This is a genomic window from Sphingobacterium sp. B16(2022), assembly GCF_012030425.1.
Taxonomy (GTDB): domain Bacteria; phylum Bacteroidota; class Bacteroidia; order Sphingobacteriales; family Sphingobacteriaceae; genus Sphingobacterium; species Sphingobacterium anhuiense.
In genome coordinates this window covers 864719-883858 of the sequence record NZ_JAAUVN010000002.1, presented here as the reverse complement: position 1 = coordinate 883858, position 19140 = coordinate 864719, and the positions used below count along the sequence as shown (strand labels likewise).

The 19140-nt window shown below is 36.5% G+C and carries 10 protein-coding genes; 2 read left to right on the top strand and 8 right to left on the bottom strand.

Features of this window, described 5'->3' with window-relative positions; genetic code table 11:
- Positions 1–128: 128 nt before the first annotated feature.
- Entirely contained in the window at positions 129–3245 is a 3117-nt protein-coding gene (locus HCX49_RS13865) for a SusC/RagA family TonB-linked outer membrane protein (RefSeq protein ID WP_132842107.1), read from the top strand.
- A gap of 17 nt (positions 3246–3262) precedes the next feature.
- Positions 3263–4825 (top strand): RagB/SusD family nutrient uptake outer membrane protein, encoded by a 1563-nt coding sequence (locus tag HCX49_RS13860; RefSeq protein WP_132770190.1) that lies wholly within the window; start codon positions 3263–3265, stop codon positions 4823–4825.
- A 260-nt stretch (positions 4826–5085) separates the two neighbouring features.
- Here the strand turns inward: HCX49_RS13860 and HCX49_RS13855 are convergent, their stop codons facing one another.
- The 8 genes from HCX49_RS13855 to HCX49_RS13820 form a co-directional block, all read right to left on the bottom strand.
- Complete coding sequence (locus tag HCX49_RS13855) at positions 5086–8001, bottom strand: glycoside hydrolase family 2 TIM barrel-domain containing protein (protein WP_168127417.1); 2916 nt, start codon at positions 7999–8001, stop codon at positions 5086–5088.
- 429 nt (positions 8002–8430) lie between these two features.
- On the bottom strand, positions 8431–9117 hold the full coding sequence (locus HCX49_RS13850) for a DUF4998 domain-containing protein (protein WP_168127416.1): 687 nt from the start codon (positions 9115–9117) through the stop codon (positions 8431–8433).
- A 9-nt stretch (positions 9118–9126) separates the two neighbouring features.
- On the bottom strand, positions 9127–10320 hold the full coding sequence (locus tag HCX49_RS13845) for a DUF5000 domain-containing lipoprotein (RefSeq protein ID WP_168127415.1): 1194 nt from the start codon (positions 10318–10320) through the stop codon (positions 9127–9129).
- Between the two features lie 12 nt (positions 10321–10332).
- Entirely contained in the window at positions 10333–12270 is a 1938-nt protein-coding gene (locus HCX49_RS13840) for a RagB/SusD family nutrient uptake outer membrane protein (protein WP_206368474.1), read from the bottom strand.
- Between the two features lie 11 nt (positions 12271–12281).
- Positions 12282–15452 carry a SusC/RagA family TonB-linked outer membrane protein gene (locus HCX49_RS13835; RefSeq protein WP_168127414.1) on the bottom strand — a complete coding sequence of 1057 codons (3171 nt, stop codon included), beginning with the start codon at positions 15450–15452 and terminating at the stop codon, positions 12282–12284.
- 953 nt (positions 15453–16405) lie between these two features.
- Positions 16406–17164, bottom strand: coding sequence for an HpcH/HpaI aldolase family protein (locus HCX49_RS13830; protein ID WP_168127413.1), 759 nt, complete (start codon positions 17162–17164; stop codon positions 16406–16408).
- A gap of 18 nt (positions 17165–17182) precedes the next feature.
- A complete protein-coding gene (gene dgoD, locus HCX49_RS13825) occupies positions 17183–18331 on the bottom strand; it encodes a galactonate dehydratase (RefSeq protein WP_168127412.1) in 1149 nt (382 codons plus the stop codon).
- Positions 18332–18334: 3 nt separating this feature from the next.
- Positions 18335–19123: an SDR family NAD(P)-dependent oxidoreductase gene (locus tag HCX49_RS13820; RefSeq protein WP_132842080.1), complete on the bottom strand. Its 789-nt coding sequence runs from the start codon at positions 19121–19123 to the stop codon at positions 18335–18337.
- Between the last annotated feature and the right edge of the window lie 17 nt (positions 19124–19140).

Here is a 19140-nt window from a genome sequence, read left to right as displayed (position 1 = left end):
TCAATAAATTTTGATACTAAACAGAAATGTGGATGATATTACGTAGGTAATTTTCATATAATATCATTGCCTATTTAAACAAACGATTGTAAACAATATCCTCAAAACAATAAACTAAAATTAAACCTATGAAAAGAAAGCTAAACGTTAACATTACGGGAAGCATGACTGCATTTGTGCTTTTGTTTGGGACTGTCCCGATAGCAAAAGCAAGCTCATTACATTATGCGCTAATAAATGCACAGCAAACCTCTCAAAACCAACAAATAAAAGGAAAAGTTACTGATGAATCAGGCAAACCTTTAGTTGGAGTAACCATAAAAGTAAAAGGAACGTCAATTGGAACTAAAACCGATTCAGAAGGTAATTTCAACCTGAATGCTACAACCAATCAAACATTGGTTATCACATATGTCGGTTATATTTCAAAAGAAGTTCCTATCGGTACAAACCCTGCTAACCTTACTATTACACTCGACACGGAGGTTAATATGCTGGAGGAAACTGTAGTAGTTGGATTCGGTACACAAAAGAAAGCTACATTAACTGGTGCCGTCAGTGTAATGAAATCTGATGCAATATCCAACAGACCCATTACAAATGCAACCCAAGCACTTTCTGGACAGGTACCAGGTGTATGGGTAAACCAACAGTCTGGACAGCCCGGTCGTGATGGAGCTAACATACGAGTGAGAGGAATCGGTACTATAGGAACAAGTGATGCATTAGTTATTATTGATGGAATAGTGGGATCACTGGGAGCAGTAAATGCAAATGATATTGAGTCTATTTCAGTTCTTAAGGATGCTTCTGCTGCTATTTATGGTTCTCGAGCTGCTAATGGAGTTATACTTGTACAAACGAAGAAAGGTGCTAAAGGCAGAGTTAAAATCGATTTCACTACATCTTTTGGAAAACAGACTGCAACTAAACTTCCTGAGATGATTACAAATTCGGTAGATTATATGAACTTATATAATCAGGCACTTATAAATCAAGGAAGTCCAACATTTTTTAGTAAAGAAACGATTAACGAATACCAAAATGGTAAAGACCCCAATATTTATCCCAACACAGATTGGTTAGATCTGATCATGCGTAATGCTAGCATTCAGACCAATCAATTAGGTATATCTGGCGGGGAAGGAAATACCCAATTTAACTTATCACTGGGTTATACCAATCAGGATGGAATTGTGCAAAATGGAAATGCAAAACTCTACAATCTCAGAGCCAACGTAGATACTAAAGTCAATGATAAATTAGATGTAGGTTTACGATCTGGTATTCGTTACCAAAACAGAAAAGAATCCTTTAATGGTTCAGGTAATTTATTTACGGAACTCTATCGTACACTTCCTTACTATGGAACCTACACCTCAAATGGTGAATATGCTTCTACATGGGTTAATTCAGTCAATGCTCAATTCCGAAATCCACTCGCTATGGTTAATGAAGGAAAGAACCACAGTGCATATGGAAACTTTAATACCAATGTATTTTTAAATTATAAAATACTTGATGGATTAAAATTTAATGTTACAGGAGGTGTTAATTATTCAACAAATGATAATCAGACTTTTGTTCCCAAAACTCTTGTCTATAACCCAAAAACATTAACTGTCACTTCAACAATGAATGCCTCAGGCCCTAATGCGAGCAATAATTGGGATAAGACTCTATATAAAACACTTTTTAGTAGTTTGACTTACAACAAAATCATTGCAGAAAATCATGATTTTACGATAGCGGGAATATACAGTCAAGAGGAAGAAGAATACCGGACTTTATCGGGATCGATAATGGGATTCGTCAACAATACATTAACTGAAATAAATGCCGGGCTTACTACACCACTAACAAATGGAACGACATATGGTTGGGCACTTCGCTCCTATATAGGGCGCTTTAATTATGCATATAAAGAGAAATACTTACTTGAAGGTATTGCACGATACGATGGTTCTTCACGATTCTCTCCAGAAAACAGATGGGGATTCTTTCCATCTATATCTGCCGGATGGAGAATTACACAAGAAGATTTCATGAAAAATCAGACATTGATTGACGAATTAAAGATTCGCGCCTCATGGGGTAAATCTGGTAATGATCGTATGGGGTTCAATGACCAACGAGATTTGTATGCGTATATTCCAACACTTGCTTTTGCTAGATTTTATCCCTTAAGTGACAATATCGCAACAGGAATTGCACAGATGTCCATCGTTGATGAAAATATTAAATGGGAGGTTGGTACAAAAACAAATATTGGATTTGATGCCACTTTATTAAAAAGAAAATTGAATGTGACATTTGACTACTTTGAGGATAAACGCGAGGGTATTTTACGTCAGATCCAACTTCCAAATTTCATAGGAATACGAAATGCCCCTTTCAGAAATTTAGCAACTGTAAGCAACAAGGGATGGGAATTATCTTCTAACTATACTCATAAAATTGGAGAAGTGGATATTAATGCTGGCTTTAATCTGACCCATGTAAAAAATAAGATAGACTACATACCTGATCCACAAATCGGACGAAACGCATTATTACAAGGAGAAGCTATTAATGCATTCTATATGTGGAAGTCTTTAGGTATATTCCAATCGCAGGAAGAAGTAGATTCCAGCCCGAAGCAAAATGCTGTCCCTACTAAACCTGGTGATATTAAATTTGAAGATTTCAGTGGTCCTGAGGGAAAACCTGATGGTATCATCGATGCTCATGACCGACAAGTTGTCGGCAAACCAATACCAACCTGGACGTATGGGGCTAATATTAACGTGAGTTATAAAGGAGTAGATCTGCGTATTAATTTACAAGGTGTTGCAGATGTTGAATCATATGTTGGTAGTGAATTATATTTTCCTTTCCTAAATGGTGCAGGAGTATCAAAAAGATGGGAAGCTGGCAATACATGGACACCAGAAAATCCCAATGCAAAACTACCAAGATTAGTACAATATAGTGCATCCAACAGTCAAAATTATGCAGATAACAGCTTTTGGCTTCAAGACGCCTCGTTTTTAAGAGTTAAGAATATACAATTAGGTTATTCGTTGCCTAGCAGTCTACTTTCTAAACTCAAAATGGGCGGGATTAGAGTGTATATTGATGCACAGAATGTTTTCACGTTCACCAAGTTTGAAGGGCTTGATCCCGAACGAGACTTAGCAAATATGTCTCCTGCACAATATCCAAATGTTAGGATGATTACAGGAGGTATAAATCTAAAATTTTAATCTAAAAAAAGCTTATCATGAACACTAAAAAATATATCTCAATGAGTATAGCTGCTTTAGCTATTCTAACAACCTCGTGCCAAAAAGATTTCCTAAACAAACTCCCGCAGGATTCCATTTCACCAGAAGTCTTTTGGAAAACAGAAGAAGATGCTAAAGCTGCAAACATTGGTTGTTATTCTGCACTTTGGGATGTCACGACAGAAGTATTGCCCTATCTAGATGTACTAACTCCTAACGCATATAGCAATTATCCATGGGAAGGATGGAAAAATATCTCTCTGAGTGCACAGACACCCAATGATCTAGGAGGGATGGGAAATATGTATAATGGTGCTTACGGAGGTATCTCGGCAACAAACAACTTTCTAGCAAATATCGATAAAGTTCAAATGGACGAAGGTCGAAAAGCTACGATGAAAGGAGAAGCATATTTTTTAAGAGCTTATTATTACTCCATTCTTGTTAATTATTGGGGGGGAGTTGTTATGATTTTGGACAACCCTAATCTTGAGCAGATGAATGCAAAAAAAAGCACAAAAGAAGAAGTGTATGCACAGATTGAAAAAGATTTAACGGCAGCAACAGAGATGCTTCCAAATGAAGCTAGTGAAAAAGGTCGTGTCACAAAAGGTTCCGCATATGGTCTTCTGACTCGTATTTACCTTTACCAAGAAAAGTGGGGAAAATCGGCTCAATCAGCATCTCAAGTTATGAAAATGGGTTACACTTTATTTCCGAATTATCGTAGCCTATTTTTAGAAGCAAATGAGAATAACAGCGAAGTAATCTTTGACATCCAATTTTTGCAACCAAGATTTCCAACGAGCTGGGACATTTATTTAGGTATATATGCTCCAACAAATTCGCCAGGATGGAGTTCAATAGAACCTACACAAGATCTGATAGATGAATACGAAATGAAAGATGGGAGTAAATACACAACTACCAATCCAATTGCTGATCCCAAAGATCCTAACAATAATAGAGATCCAAGACTTGATCAGACGATTTTCAGAAAAGGAGTACTTTACAACTCCGTTCCTTATCCTGTAACAGCTGATGGTTGGCCTGGAGTATATACAGGTTATAGTTATAAAAAATACACTGTATACGATAATAATACAAACCTTAGCAATGCAATAGGTGGAACCGGTCTTTCACAAATTAATGGAATTGTGATTAGGTACGCAGATGTTCTACTGATGTATGCAGAAGCACTCAATGAAATTTCGGGTCCAACCAATGATGTATACACAGCGATCAATCAAGTACGAGCTAGGCCTACGGTCAATATGCCTGCTATTCCATCTGGTCTCTCTAAAGAACAGATGCGTGAACGAATCAGACATGAAAGAAGAATTGAATTTGCTGGTGAAGGTCTTTACTATTCAGATATTCGAAGATGGAAAATTGCCGAGGAGATACTAAATAAATCAATCGTATTAAATGGTGGACAAACCAAAGGATCAATTGAAAAGAGAATATTCAGAAAAGAGAAAGACTATTTGATGCCTTTCCCTCAAAAAGATATAGACAATGCTCCAAACATGAAAGATCAACAGAATCCAGGGTATTAAAACCTTGGAGTAATTAGATATCTATATCTCCCCTACTAATTCCTTAAATATGAAGAAAGCACAGTTACAATTGCAGCTGTGCTTTCTTCATTATCATAAAACCCCATTCTCTACTCATTTAAAGGAGCTGAAGATTTATAATAGTACTGGCAAAGACCATAAACCAAGTCAGTAATTATCATGATTTTTCTAGCCAACCTCTAATTATTTAAATCCAATAAATATAAGGTAACTAAAAAGACACTTTATATTTTAATTTTTTACTTCAACTGTAAAAACACTGTTCCTGAATATTTCTTGGTTTTATTGCGAGTACCTTGATAATTACCCCAACTAATCGTCCAATAATCCCATTTATCACTCACGAGCAATTGCTGGCCACCATCTTTATTAACATTCATTTTTGCAGCTTGCTTACCATCACTAATTACATTTAAGGCACCCCCATCTACTAACACGGTATAACTATAAATATTTTCTTTCTTAGCTCGATAAATTCCCGATGCTGACATTTCGGCTTTGTACAATACCGCAGGATCTTTTTTAGTAAGAAAATAGTCCGACATCGAATGAGATACTTCAAAATTTGGTTTGATACCAAAAGATTCAGTGCTGTTATACACTTTTTTAGCCGTGCCCTTTAAAGCTGACATATGTTCCTCAGGATAAGTTGTCCAATAACCCTTGCGATCCCAGCTTATTTTATCCAGATCAGAAGCTACAGGCACACCTACCCCTATATCCCAGGTATAGGCAGGAATACTGTCCGCGCTGTATGATATTTTAATTTGCCCGTTAGGATATAAAGAGGTAACCATCTCAACCGGATACTTATCCACTTCACCTTTGCTACAGATTACAAAGACCTCTTTATTCAATTGATCAAAACTAAAGTTAGCGATACGATAATCACCCGATAATATGGCATCTGTATTTTTGAGTACACCAGCATCTTTAGGTCTATTCACCACTAGAAGAGGATTACCTACAATTACAGCTACATCCTTTACGGATCCCTGATCAATAGCTCCTGTTTTCTTATTGATTTTAAAAGTAAAATCGCCAGATTTTAATGTGAACTGACCACTTTCATCAGCCACTGTCCAGACACCTGTTGATACGATTGCAGGGGCTTTATGTTCACCCTCCATACTGATCAACTCCTCGTCAATCAATGCACCTGTTTTTTCTTTAAACTGAATCTTTACGGATGAAGTAGAAGTCGAGATCGGAACAATCATTTGACCTTTAGCATGGGGTGCCACGTCTGGCATGACAATAGCAACTTCTTTACCATTAATTAAAGCTGTTGCTTTAATACTTTTCAAATTAGTATGATCATAGCGATTATGAAGTGGTAATATGATACTACCTGTTGCTTTTTTAACATCACCGACCAGCACTCTAATCGGTGAATATGCTTTTTTAGTATTCCAGAATTCGGTTTTCTTCCTTCTCCACACATCAACAATTCCCCAAGGACCGTACCCCGTCATACCATCTTTCATCGTAAAAGTTTCATCAATCATTCCCCAGATAGCACCGCCAAGATAGCCTTTCACATCAAAACGATAGGTCCAGGTAGAGTCCATACTCACTCCCCAAAAATCCCTTACATTAGGATCATAAGTGCTCAAATCGGTATTATAACAGTTCACATGTACCCACTCATCGCCAATAATCGGCATTTCCCCTTTCATATTTTTCTCGTACTTGCCTAGATCACTATATTTACCATTATATGCTGGGTAGTGCGATACCAGGATGTCAAAATTTCTTTTCCCTTGATCCAAAGCAGTAGCAGGGAAAGACCAAGAAACGGGTCTGCTCTTATCCACAGATTTTACAAACTCATACGATTTTTGAAAATTAGTACCCCAATTACTTTCATTCCCGATAGACCACATCACAATAGAAGCATGGTTTCTGTCCCGATCTATCATCTCACTTAACTGACCAAGGTAACGATCCGTATAAGCTGAATCACTCTGTGTCTCAAATTTATTGTAGGGTACCACTCGCCAATCCAACACAAAACAAACCGCAGTTTCTTCCTGTACATAGATGCCATATCGATCACAGAACTCAAGAAAGTCTTCAGTTGGAGGATAATGTGAAGTACGGATAAAATTCATATTCGATTCTTTGGTCAGTACAGCATCAACACTATCCTGCGCCCGATTGGTACTACGCCCAAGTGTAGGATGCATATCGTGTCGACAAGCCCCCCGTAGCTTTACGGTTTTGCCGTTCACCAACATTTCATTGTCTTTATTAATTTCGATACTCCGAAAACCAACCAACTGTTCGATCGTTTGTTGGATCTTACCATTTTTTATGACACTTAAGATCATCTTATATAAAAAAGGTGACTCCGCCGTCCAAGAACTTACTTTTGGGACAGCAATACTGTCTTTCCAGAAATTACCGATAGCTTTTAAAGATCTCGGTTTTGCCCAAACTTTTTTTCCAGAAGGATCCATTAACTCATAACGCGCCGTTAAGTCTTTACTTTGAGGTAACTCCATCTGTATACTTAATGTTCCATCCGTATAATTATTAGTAAGCAATGATTTAGCGTATAGATATTGAACAGGACTTTCTGGTAAGATAACGTAATCAACTTTTCGTGTGATCCCGCCTATAGTATGATGTGCATACCCAGAGGCATAAGAAATATCATCCGCACGATTCGTCACTTCCACATGCAACCAGTTGTCCTGACCAGGTTTGATAAATTTAGTTATATCCGCATCCCAAGCGGTAAACCCACCAAAATGCTCACGCACGAGGTTCCCATTAAAATAAACCTTTGCATGATTAAATACACCGTTGAAACGCACAACATGACGTTTACCTTTAGTATTTTCGGTGATGTTTATTTTTTTACGGTATACAAAGGCGGTGTCATGCTTTATTTTAAACCCTTGCATCATGGCCTCACCTGGCACCATAATTTTATTCCAGTTAGCTGAAGCAGTCTTATCAGAAATAGACGTAGCAGATGGGGTAAGATTAATTTCCCATTCACCATCCAGACTTTTCACAGCGCTATCAATACCATCTACCCGAGTAGATTTAGGTGGTAAATGCTGTCGTCCACCTGCCATAAAGTTTTGGGCAACCACATGAGAAGCAAAAAATATCATTAAAATAAATACTGAACAATTTTTCACAATTTGCATTTTTAAGAAGATTATAACTTAACAAACTTATAACTGCAAGATATATCAATGTAAGAGCTGATTCTAAAACAATATTGATCATTAAGTAAACTATCCTACCTCTAAACAATAATTTTAAAAGCAACCACATATTAAAAAATAACACTTATTATAATAACAGTCTTGCCATTATCATGACAAGACTGTTATTAACCTTTCTTCTTAATTTCTAAAAGAAATTTTAAGGATCATAATCTATCTATACTATTATCGCAACAACATAATATCTTTAGTTTGCTTTGTACCATATAAGATTAATAAAACCCAATTGCATTTATTACATATCGCAGCTTAAGAGACCAAAAATTATTAACAATCATTAAATTCTCGTATTTTCACTTATCATACAAAATAATCGAGGCAGTAAATTTGAAACGATAGTTACCTCTTAAATATTTCTTTTTTTGCGACATAGAAAGTATCAATAGCAGTAGTATTGGGCAAGTATGCAGTGTTAATGGTAATGTTAGTCCCTTTTCTATAATCTGTAATAAAGGTTTTTGCAGCTTCAACATCTGTTACTTTCAATATTCTATTTTCTCCATTAGTATCGATGTATTCCACTAGAGTAAAAATAGCAGTCGGATCAACACTAACCCAATCAATTGTCAACACTCCAGTATTGTCATCATAAACTGTCGTCCCCCTATTATAGCCTCTATTAATCAAACCATCTGCATAATTATTTCCATAAACGATACCACTCACATTAACAGGTACAGAACTATTACCTTTTGCATCAAACGTTCTTACTTCAAAACTTATACCTCCTTCATTCAAATTATTCAAAAACAACTCTACAGTGTCAATACCTGTAGATCGAACGATGTCCTTTTCTATTGAACTTTCTTTTCCATTCCAAAAAACCTTATACTTAACAATCTTTGGATCTGATGTAAAAAGCCCCCATAATAACACTCTTTTATTACCCGAAAACACCCGTGCAGAATCCAATATTCCAGGATAATAAATTTCCTTACCTCCTTGGAATGATTTATAATCATCCATTTTTCTACAAGAGGTAAACCAGGCAATTGCCATAATACTCAATATAATATTTCTTTTCATTGATTTATGTTATTTGCTTCCGTAAACTTCAATTTGTGTACCCATAATCGAGAAAGTATTTTCCCAATTTTTAAGATTTTTTATTCGAATATATCTAAATGGAGGTAATCCAGGTTCAAACTCCGTACTCCAGCCCTGCTCTGCATACGCCTTATCTTCAGCAGTTTCCTGACCTGAAGGAAGTCCAGAAGGTTTAACAATGGTATTTAAGGCCAATAACGTCCAATTGTCAAAACTCCCATTGGATGAGGGATTATTTGTTCCCCAAACTTCAAATGTTTTCATACAAGCTCTTCTGTAAAAATTAGTTCCATCTTCAGTTCTAGGGAAGTATATCAATCTACTTAAGGCTTTAGTAACGCCCAAATCAATTGTAATAGTTTGCGGTGTACTTGCAGATTCTGTAGTAAATATACAAGGCCACCGAGCCCCAGTGTAATTACCATCCCACAAATACCTCACAAATGTCCCATACGCTAGGGCCGCATCTCCAGGTAACGGAAACTCAGCAAATTTAGTTCTATCCAACTTGGCCTCGCTATAAGGTGTTATATTTTTATAAACCGTATCAGTAAAATTTCCAAATTTATCCGAAACTGTAAATCCAAAATTGGTTTCGATAGCTTCTTGTCCACGTAATGTTATATTACCCGATGAAGTTTGAGTATAGATTTTTTCTAAACTTTTTATTTGTCCTTGACTTTCCTTAATAATTGGAATAATAACAACAGGTGCTCGATCTTTATTTTCAAATTTTATATTCGGTCCTCCAAAACCTGGTATAATAGCTAAACTTTCAAAAACACGTTGAATAGGTGATTTTAATGGTTTAATGGTCACTTTTACCGGATCAGACTTAATCTCACTACGACTAACAGCATATAAAGTGATCAGATGTTCATTAGTAGAATGAAAACCATCAACCAATAATTGATTCGTATAAAAAGTACTGATTGCTTCTCTCTTTACTCCAGGACGAATTTCATATTCTGCTTTAATATAGAGTAAATCTTCCGAAGAGGGTAAGGTGTAAGTCAACAAAGCAGCCCCACTTTTATTTTCTACTTTTATATTGGTCACCACATCTGGTTTTGCAGTATTATTTTCTATAGGAGCATTTAAAATATCGCTCTGGCAGCCATTCAGCATCATCAATCCTAAATTGATGATGCTGGTGAAAAATATATTTTTAATCTTTTTCATATTATTATAGAATTACCAACCTGGATTTTGCACTAGATTTTCGTTAACTAATAAGTTGTCTTCAGCAATCGGCCATAAATAATCACGAGGAGCGACAAAACGCTGGCTATAAAATGTCAAAACACGGTAGTATAAAGAAGGTGAACTTTGTGATATATCCCATCCTTGCACATTCCCATTTGTTTCTAAAGAAGCTGTTTTCCATCTTCTAACATCCCAAAATCGACTACCTTCCAATGCTAGTTCGATTCCTCGCTCTTGTCTAATGATTTGTCGCAGTCCTTCTTTATTTTGATACTTAGTGGGATTATTAGAATAATTGCTCCAACTTTCTTCGATACTCTTCAAACCTGATCTAGATCTGATTCGGTTTAAATAGGTATACACTTCATCGCTCGGTCCAGACAATTCATTTAGTGCCTCAGCATAAAGTAAATACAAATCTGCCAATCGCATATTAGGCCATGGATAACGTTCATAACTGATACCATTATCAGCACTCCACATAAACTTCCAGTTAATTAATTTTTTACAAAAAAATCCCGATGGAGGAAGGGGTGTTCCAGAGCTCGGACCTCCTAATCTGGACTGTATATTAAAGGTATTTTCATCGGTTCGAGTCAAGCTTCCTTCCTGGTACCAAATGCTGCCGTCGAATGCTAGTGTTGCATAAAAACGATTCTCACGATCAAAGTTCCAACGTGAAGATTGATAATTCAATAGATTATTAAAGCGTTCCTTATTAACTCCTGTACGCAATTCTCCCTTGTCTGCAAATTGCAAGGTTTTATCCTCGGCAATAGGAATCCCATTAGCAGTATAAAACAGATCTGCTAATTTCATTGTTGCTCCCACATCTGCAATTGCACCATTACTACTACCATAACGACCATCAAAATGTCCCACAGTAACCGCTTGTGTATAATTTGTATTGGAATTAGAATTACCCCAGATTAATTCTGAATTTTGCCATTTTTGACTTACAGCATTTCGTAGACCCATCTGATAAGTTGTTGTATCACTTAACTTAAACAGTTCCGAATTAAATTTGTGCAATTTTATTCCAGCTGTTTCACTGATTAAAATTGCTTCTTTACAAGCTTGAACGGCTTTTTCCCATTTGCTCGCGTCATAATCAGCTCTTATCAGCTGCTGACCCTTTTTGTCTTTAAAACTAGTATAATCTGAATTTCCATTAAACAATGGACTCGCTGCTAAGATTAAAACTTTAGCTTTTAACATCAATGCTGCAGGTCTTGTTATCCGCCCCAGTTCATTTACGGTATTAGCAATTGCTATGGGTAGATTAGGCACAGCCAAATCAATGTAATTAACAATAAAGTTTGTTACACTATCTATTGGCATACGACTAAGTTTCATCGTTTCGATCGGCTGATCAATCTCAGGACTTACTTCCATGATGGGAATTGGTCCATAAGCACGCATCAAAATAAAATGATAATAAGCTTTCAAAAATTGTCCCTCAGCTATCCATCTATTTCGTTCATCTAGGTTTATATCGGGCACCTTACTCATATCTTGCATATTTTTTATAAAAATATTACAATCACGTATCGCTTGAAATAAAGGAACACCACCATTCTTTCCATCCCAATTGTTAAAATAAGGATCCACTACGTTTTGATTTCCTCTAGGTAGGTTTGCCGCTAAACTATTAGATCGACTAACTAAAGGCGCGACCATCTCATCGCTTCCTAAAAAAGCCGGATTCGATGCAGTACTTCCCTCATCAGGGATATAAGAGTAACAAGTAAATAAGTACTTTTCTGCTTCACTCCTAAGTGCAAAAGCATTTTCTACTCGAGGTAAATTATCAGGTGCAACATTTAAATATTTTGTGCATCCTGAAATAATCATGATACACATTAAAATCATTACTGACACAAACACTCGCTTGTACTGCATTTTTATATTTAAATTATTTTTCATATCAAATACGTCTATAAGATGACTTTTATTCCAAAATTATACACACGCTGTAAAGGATAACCAAGCCCATTGCCAGCCATTTCGACATCCCAAATCTTAAAACTGCTCATGGTCAATAGGTTTAAAGCACTCCCATATAATCGAAGATTAGATAAACCGATTCTTTTAGCTATTCGTTCCGAGAAATTGTATCCCAATTCAACTTGTTTTAGTCTTAAAAAATCACCACGACGTAACCACCAAGTAGAACTTTGAACATTATTTTGTATCACTTCACTACTTAGACGTGGCCAAAATGCATAAGGATCACGATTATCTTCACTCCAGTGATTTTGAGCAATAACATCTAATAGTCCAGATTGTGAACCACCTACCGTTACAAAAGGAGATATCCCCAATACATCACCTGCATCATTTCGATTAGAGTTGGCATTGATCATAAAAGAAGATCTGCCTGATCCTTGGAAGAAAAAGCTAAAATCAAATTGCTTAACTCCAAAAGACCCGCCAAATCCATAAATGATTTCGGGTACAGTCGGAAGCCCAATAGGAACTATATCAAGATTACTAATTTTACCATCACCATTGATATCACGATATTTGATGTCCCCAGCACCGTATAAACCAAAACTTTGTGTCGGAGAATTTCTAACTTCAACTTCATCGGTAAACAATCGCTCTGCAATCAAACCATAAATTTGATTAACAGGTTTATTAAGACGATCTAAATGAGTTAAACCATCAGGATACATCGGCTGCTCATTGAAAATCAAATTACTAGTTGCGTAAGTGAGATTGCCCATTAGTTTCATCCAAAAATCAGTTCCAAAATAGCGTGTAAAACTAATATTTGCATCTATTCCTTTACTGCTTGCTTTTCCAATATTTGCTCTTGCAGGAGCTTGAAGACCCACTAACGTTGGTATATTAGTCCTCGTCAGGAGGATACTTGAACGCTCCTGCTTGTATGCCTCAATGGTCAAATCGAAGTCTTTAAAAAGTGTTGCTTCTATTCCTATGTTACTTTGCTCAGACTCTTCCCAAGAAATTTCACTATTCGCATATCGAGAGGTACTTATACCCGGTCGAAAATATCCATAATTTTCTCCAAATGTATATCCCTTCTCTCCTGCATTAAGACTAACTTCTGATAAATAAAAGAAACGATCGGCATCCTCACCAATTTGATCGTTACCTATTTTACCATAACTAGCACGAAGTTTTAAGTTATTGATGATTCTTGAATCTGCTAAAAATTTCTCTTTACTGATGATCCATGCACCACTGATTGCAGGAAAGAATCCAAATCGCTTACGATCTGAAAACCTTTCAGATCCATTATATCCGAAAGAAAATTCTGCGGTATATTTATCCTTAAATGAATAATTAGTTTGTGCCATTAAGTTCAGATTTCGCTTTGGAAGTGATAACTGTAAGGAATTTGCATTACCATTAAGGGATGATCGAATCGTACTGATAACCCGGCCTCCAATGGTATGCTTATCTTTAAACGTTCTTCTATAATCAAGCACACCTTCGCCATAAATAATCGTTGAGACATTTTTAGCACCAGGTTCATAAGTTAAATACTCGGTAGGCGGCTGCCCAATCTGAGGTTGTCCCGGTGTGGTTTGATTTAATAAGCTAAGGATATTCTCTCCACCAATTTGTCTGAGTTGATAAAAGAATGGACTATATCCTCTTGCTAAAGTAAAATCAGCATCGCGTTGTGTGTAAGCCATCACCCTGGCGCTAAGTCCTTCAGTGAGCTTTTCTAGACCTTGAAAAATTTCAATTTTCGGAATTAATTGCGACCTATTAAACTGCTGGAAACCTGACACTGAAGTCGCAAATGGATTTGTATATAAAGTGTTTGTCGAATTAGGTGTTAATGCACTACCAAATAATGGGTGTTGGGCATACGGTAAAAAACTTTGATCATAAAGAACTGGAAAAGCTACCGGATTCGCAGAATTTGCAAGCGTAAATATTCTTGCACCTCCTCCCCTTGGTGAATTATTAGAATCAAATACTCCCCTAACACTTATCGTTGCTTTTGTAGTATTTGTAAAGTTGATTGTGATATTGGATAGTAGTGAGTAGGCCTGTGTTTTAACATTACTTTTAAAGTTATTTAACTTAGCTTCTTTTAACAAACCATTATTTTCATCATATGTGAAACTAACAAAATACATCGCTTTTTCATTTCCACCTCTCACGTCTAAATTAGCAGCAAAATTGTGTGTATAATCTTTTATAAGCAAGTCCATCCAATCATTATTAGGATACAATAAAGGATCTTTACCTGCGGCTGTATTTTCAATTTTATTAGGATCATAAGGCGGAGCTCCTAAAATATCTCTGGTTAACACGGCCTCATTTGCTAAACGCATATAGGTAATATTATCAGCTAACTTGTAACTTTTTGTATTCCCAGAAATTCTATTTTCCAATCGAAAGTTAATTTTTGTTTTTCCTAATTCACCATTCTTTGTCGTCAATAACAATACCCCATTCGCACCTCTAGAACCGTATAAGGCAGTTGCGGCAGCATCTTTCAGAACTGAAAAATTTTCAATATTATCTGGATTTAGACGTGCAAGATCTGTAGGAGTACTTTCTATACCATCAATATAGATTAAAGGATCTTGCTTACCTGCACCAAATGTTCCAACTCCTCTAATAAAAAAGTTAGCATTGTCTTGACCTGGTTCCCCAGACCGTTGAAAGGCAATGATACCTGGTACTTTTCCAGCCAAGGCGGTCGTCAAATTGCTGCTCGGCCCCTTCAAATCTTGCGCTCGGATTGAAACAACAGATCCTGTAATTGAAGTTTTTTTAGCTTTTCCAAATGCCACAACAGTCACTTCATCCATAGCTGTTGCATCACTTTTTTCAAGTATAATGTTAAAATCTGTCGTCTCTCCAACAGCTATTTCTTTAGTTGTAAAACCTACATATGAAAATCTCAACTTAGCGAGTTTGGGGTCTGTCACCTTTATTGTAAAGGCCCCCTGTGCATTTGTGATGACTGTTACCTTTTGTCCGATCACAGAAACAGTAACTCCTTGTAATGTTTCATTTAAATCGCTTTTCACGGTACCACTAATACTCAAAGTTTCTTGAGGAAAAACTTTAAATACTAATAGAATATAGAAATACAAGAGTAGTACTCTCTTCATAATTTTAAATTTATAAGTTAATTGATTTGGTTTTAATTATTGGTTTATTTAATTATCATAATTCACTTACCACGATTTATTCATTTACCCCCTTTCTTTTTATAATTTGTGTATAATATTATTACCAATCCCTTTAGTTCCTACTCTTCACACTGAAACAAATCAGCTATCTTCATTTTGTTCAAAACAACCTTGCATAAAAAAAAAAAACACAACAAGATAAAAATCAAATAATTAAAGATTAATATTTACAAAAAAGCATTATTTACGAAGACGTTTAAGATGTAGATTTATGCTAGTTCATTTATAATATAGATGCATCCAAGAATAGAGCTAATCGTATTTTTCATCAGATAGGAGGAGAAGCGCATGTTAATTTTACTAGAAATAAGAGAACACTAAAACTGGCATATAGTCTCCAAGTACCTTTAATGGCATGAAGTATTAAAAGTGAAAATAAATTGGTCAGTCTGTATGGATACATATTTGTAATCTCATAATTGGTTTAAACAAAGATGTTTATTACAAAAATGAAATACTCAAACTTTACTAGCCACATTACATACTATATTACCCCTTATTGAAAAATGAGATATAACACCATATGAAATACTATTAAAATGAAAGAAAAAAACCTAAAGTTGTAGAATTTAACATTAGATTAATGTGAAGCATGAAGCAAAAAAAATGACTCCAAGGGAAATTCGCTTCTAGATTCAATGGCATTACTGTGAGGCAAATAGACTAATAATTCGAACTTTTGTCAATCGAATCTCAATATTGGCACATTGATGAAGAAGGGATAACCTTTAAAAAAGGTTTCTATTTACCCCCACTATTACGATTAGGTTTATCAGAATTATACTGAAAAAAATTTACGAGCAAACCGATCCTCATCCAGTAAGACTGGAATCCTATTAAATAAGAATCGGATATTTAGCCATACTTACATGTTAATCCCTAGAAGTTAACTCCTGTAAAATCGCTTTCGAAGCTTGTTGAATGATGCCGACATCTACCGAATAAGAAATATAATTGACACCTAATTGGATCCACGATTTAGCATCTTTCAAGTTATCCGTAAATACACCGGTTGCTAATCCCTTTGTCCGACATTTATCAATAATAACTTTCATCTTTTCCAGTACCAAAGGATGGTTGATCTGACCGCTCACACCCAAAGCCTGAGACAGATCATAGGGACCTATAAAAATTACATCAACACCTTCCACTTCAATAATTTCATCCACATTTTGAATGGCCTCAGTCCCTTCCAGTTGCAAAATCAAATAGTTATCATTTGCAGATTTAAAGTACTCAAATCGGTCTGTATTGGAATACGCGGCGGCACGTACAAAACGGCAAACCCCACGCATACCCAATGGTGCAAATTTAGCATACTGAACAGCTTGCTTTGCTTCAGAAGCATTTGTGATCTGTGGAACTTGCACTCCCCTTGCACCAATATCTAGTGCTTTTCCAATCTCCGTTGGGCCATTTTCAGCAACACGGATAATAGGAAACGTATTTGATATCTCAGCCGCTCGAACCAAATTTTGCGCGTTTAAAACATCATTAGGTCCATGTTCCAAATCAATGATTATAAAATCAAAACCCGCATATCCCATCGCTTCAATCATCCCCGCATCAGAGGTCTTAGAAAATGGTCCGATCACCACTTCCTTATTTTTCAATTTCTCTTTAAAACTCATAATCTTATTTGCTATAAACTACCATTCGGCTATTGAACCATCCTCATTTCTCCATATTGGATTATGCCAGTCATGACCAATCAAGCTCATCTTTTTAACATAATCTTCATCAACCGTGATACCTAATCCGGGACCACTTGGTATCTTTACCATCCCTCTTTCATATGAAAAAACCTCACTATTCGAGACATAGTCGAGAAGATCGTTAGAAGTGTTGTAATGAATACCTAGACTCTGCTCCTGTATCGCAGCATTGTGAGCCACAGCATCCAATTGCAGACAGGCAGCAAGTGCTATAGGTCCTAGAGGACAATGAGGAGCCACTGCCACATCATAAGCCTCCGCCATAGACGCAATTTTACGGCATTCCGTAATCCCTCCAGCATGAGAAAGGTCAGGCTGGATAATATCAACAGCTCTACTCTCCAATACCCGCTTAAAATCCCAGCGTGAAAAAAGTCTCTCTCCTAGTGCAATAGGAATATGGGTCAATTTTGCCAATTGCTCTATGCCTTCCATATTTTCAGAAAGCAGTGGCTCTTCAATAAATATAGGATTGTACTCTTCCAATTTTTTAACCAATATCTTAGCCATTGGTTTGTGTACCCGACCATGAAAATCAATTCCGACATTGATCTGATGACCAAAGCGCTCTCTTATCAAAGCCATCCGCTCCAAAAGCGCATCGATTTCAGCATAAGAATCCAAATAGCGCATTCTATTGGTGCCATTTATTTTTATAGTTCGAAAACCGAGATCAACCACCTTTTGAATTTCCTCCAAAATAACCTGTGGTTCGTCGCCACCTACCCATGAGTAAACTTCAATCTCGGTACGGCATTTCCCTCCCAACAATTCATAAATTGGTGCATTATAAAATTTACCTTTAATATCCCAAAGTGCTTGATCTATGCCTGCTATTGCACTCATGAGAATAGGTCCCCCACGGTAAAACCCACCTCGATACATCATATTCCAGTGGTCTTCAATATCCATCGGATTTTTACCGATAAGTGTATCCATAAGCTCACGCACTGCGGCACTTACAGTATCTGCCTTACCTTCTAAAACAGGTTCACCCCAGCCGATTATCCCTTCGTCTGTGACGATTTTTAAAAACAACCATCTCGGTGGTACTTTAAAAAGCTCGTATGCTATTATTTTCATACATTAAAATTTATCCGCATGATAAAGACCAGCAGTCAATCCTCCATCAACCATAAATTCACCTCCTGTTATATTAGAACTTGCTTCGCCAGCTAAAAACGCAACCATATGAGCAATATCTAATGGTGTCGAAATTTTACCAGTTGCATGCAATTTAACAACATCAGCCTCGACTTGTGATGGGTTATCCTTATCAGCCAACCAGTTTTGATAGTGGTATGTATCCGTAAACCCTGGACATACACAGTTAACCCTGATTCCATATTTCCCGAGACTTAGCGCCATACTTCTTGTCATGGCATTGACCCCGCCTTTAGCTGCTGCATACATTTCTGTATCGGGCAAAGTTCTGAAAGCATGATTAGAAGATATGTTAATAATTGATCCATGGCTAGCGTGCTTTATCATACTCTGGGCAACATACTTAGTACACAAAAATACACCTCTCAAATCCGTATTAATAACACGATCCCAGTCCTCTATTGTAGCCTCCAAAATTGATTTAAACAACGTAATACCCGCATTGTTGATCAATATATCGATCGATCCAAAAAATTGTTCTGTCTTTGCAATCATATTGATCACACTCTCTTCAGAACAAACATCAGTTTGTACAGCATAAGCCTGATAACCTTTATCAGTCAGTTTTTTTTGTAGATCTTCACCTTCCTGATTGTTAATGGTAGCGATGACGACTTTAGCACCACATGCAGCGAAGTATGTTGCAATACCCTCTCCAATACCTTTCCCTGCCCCCGTGACGATGACGACTTTATCTTTTACTTCGTTCATTAAAATAATGTGTGCTT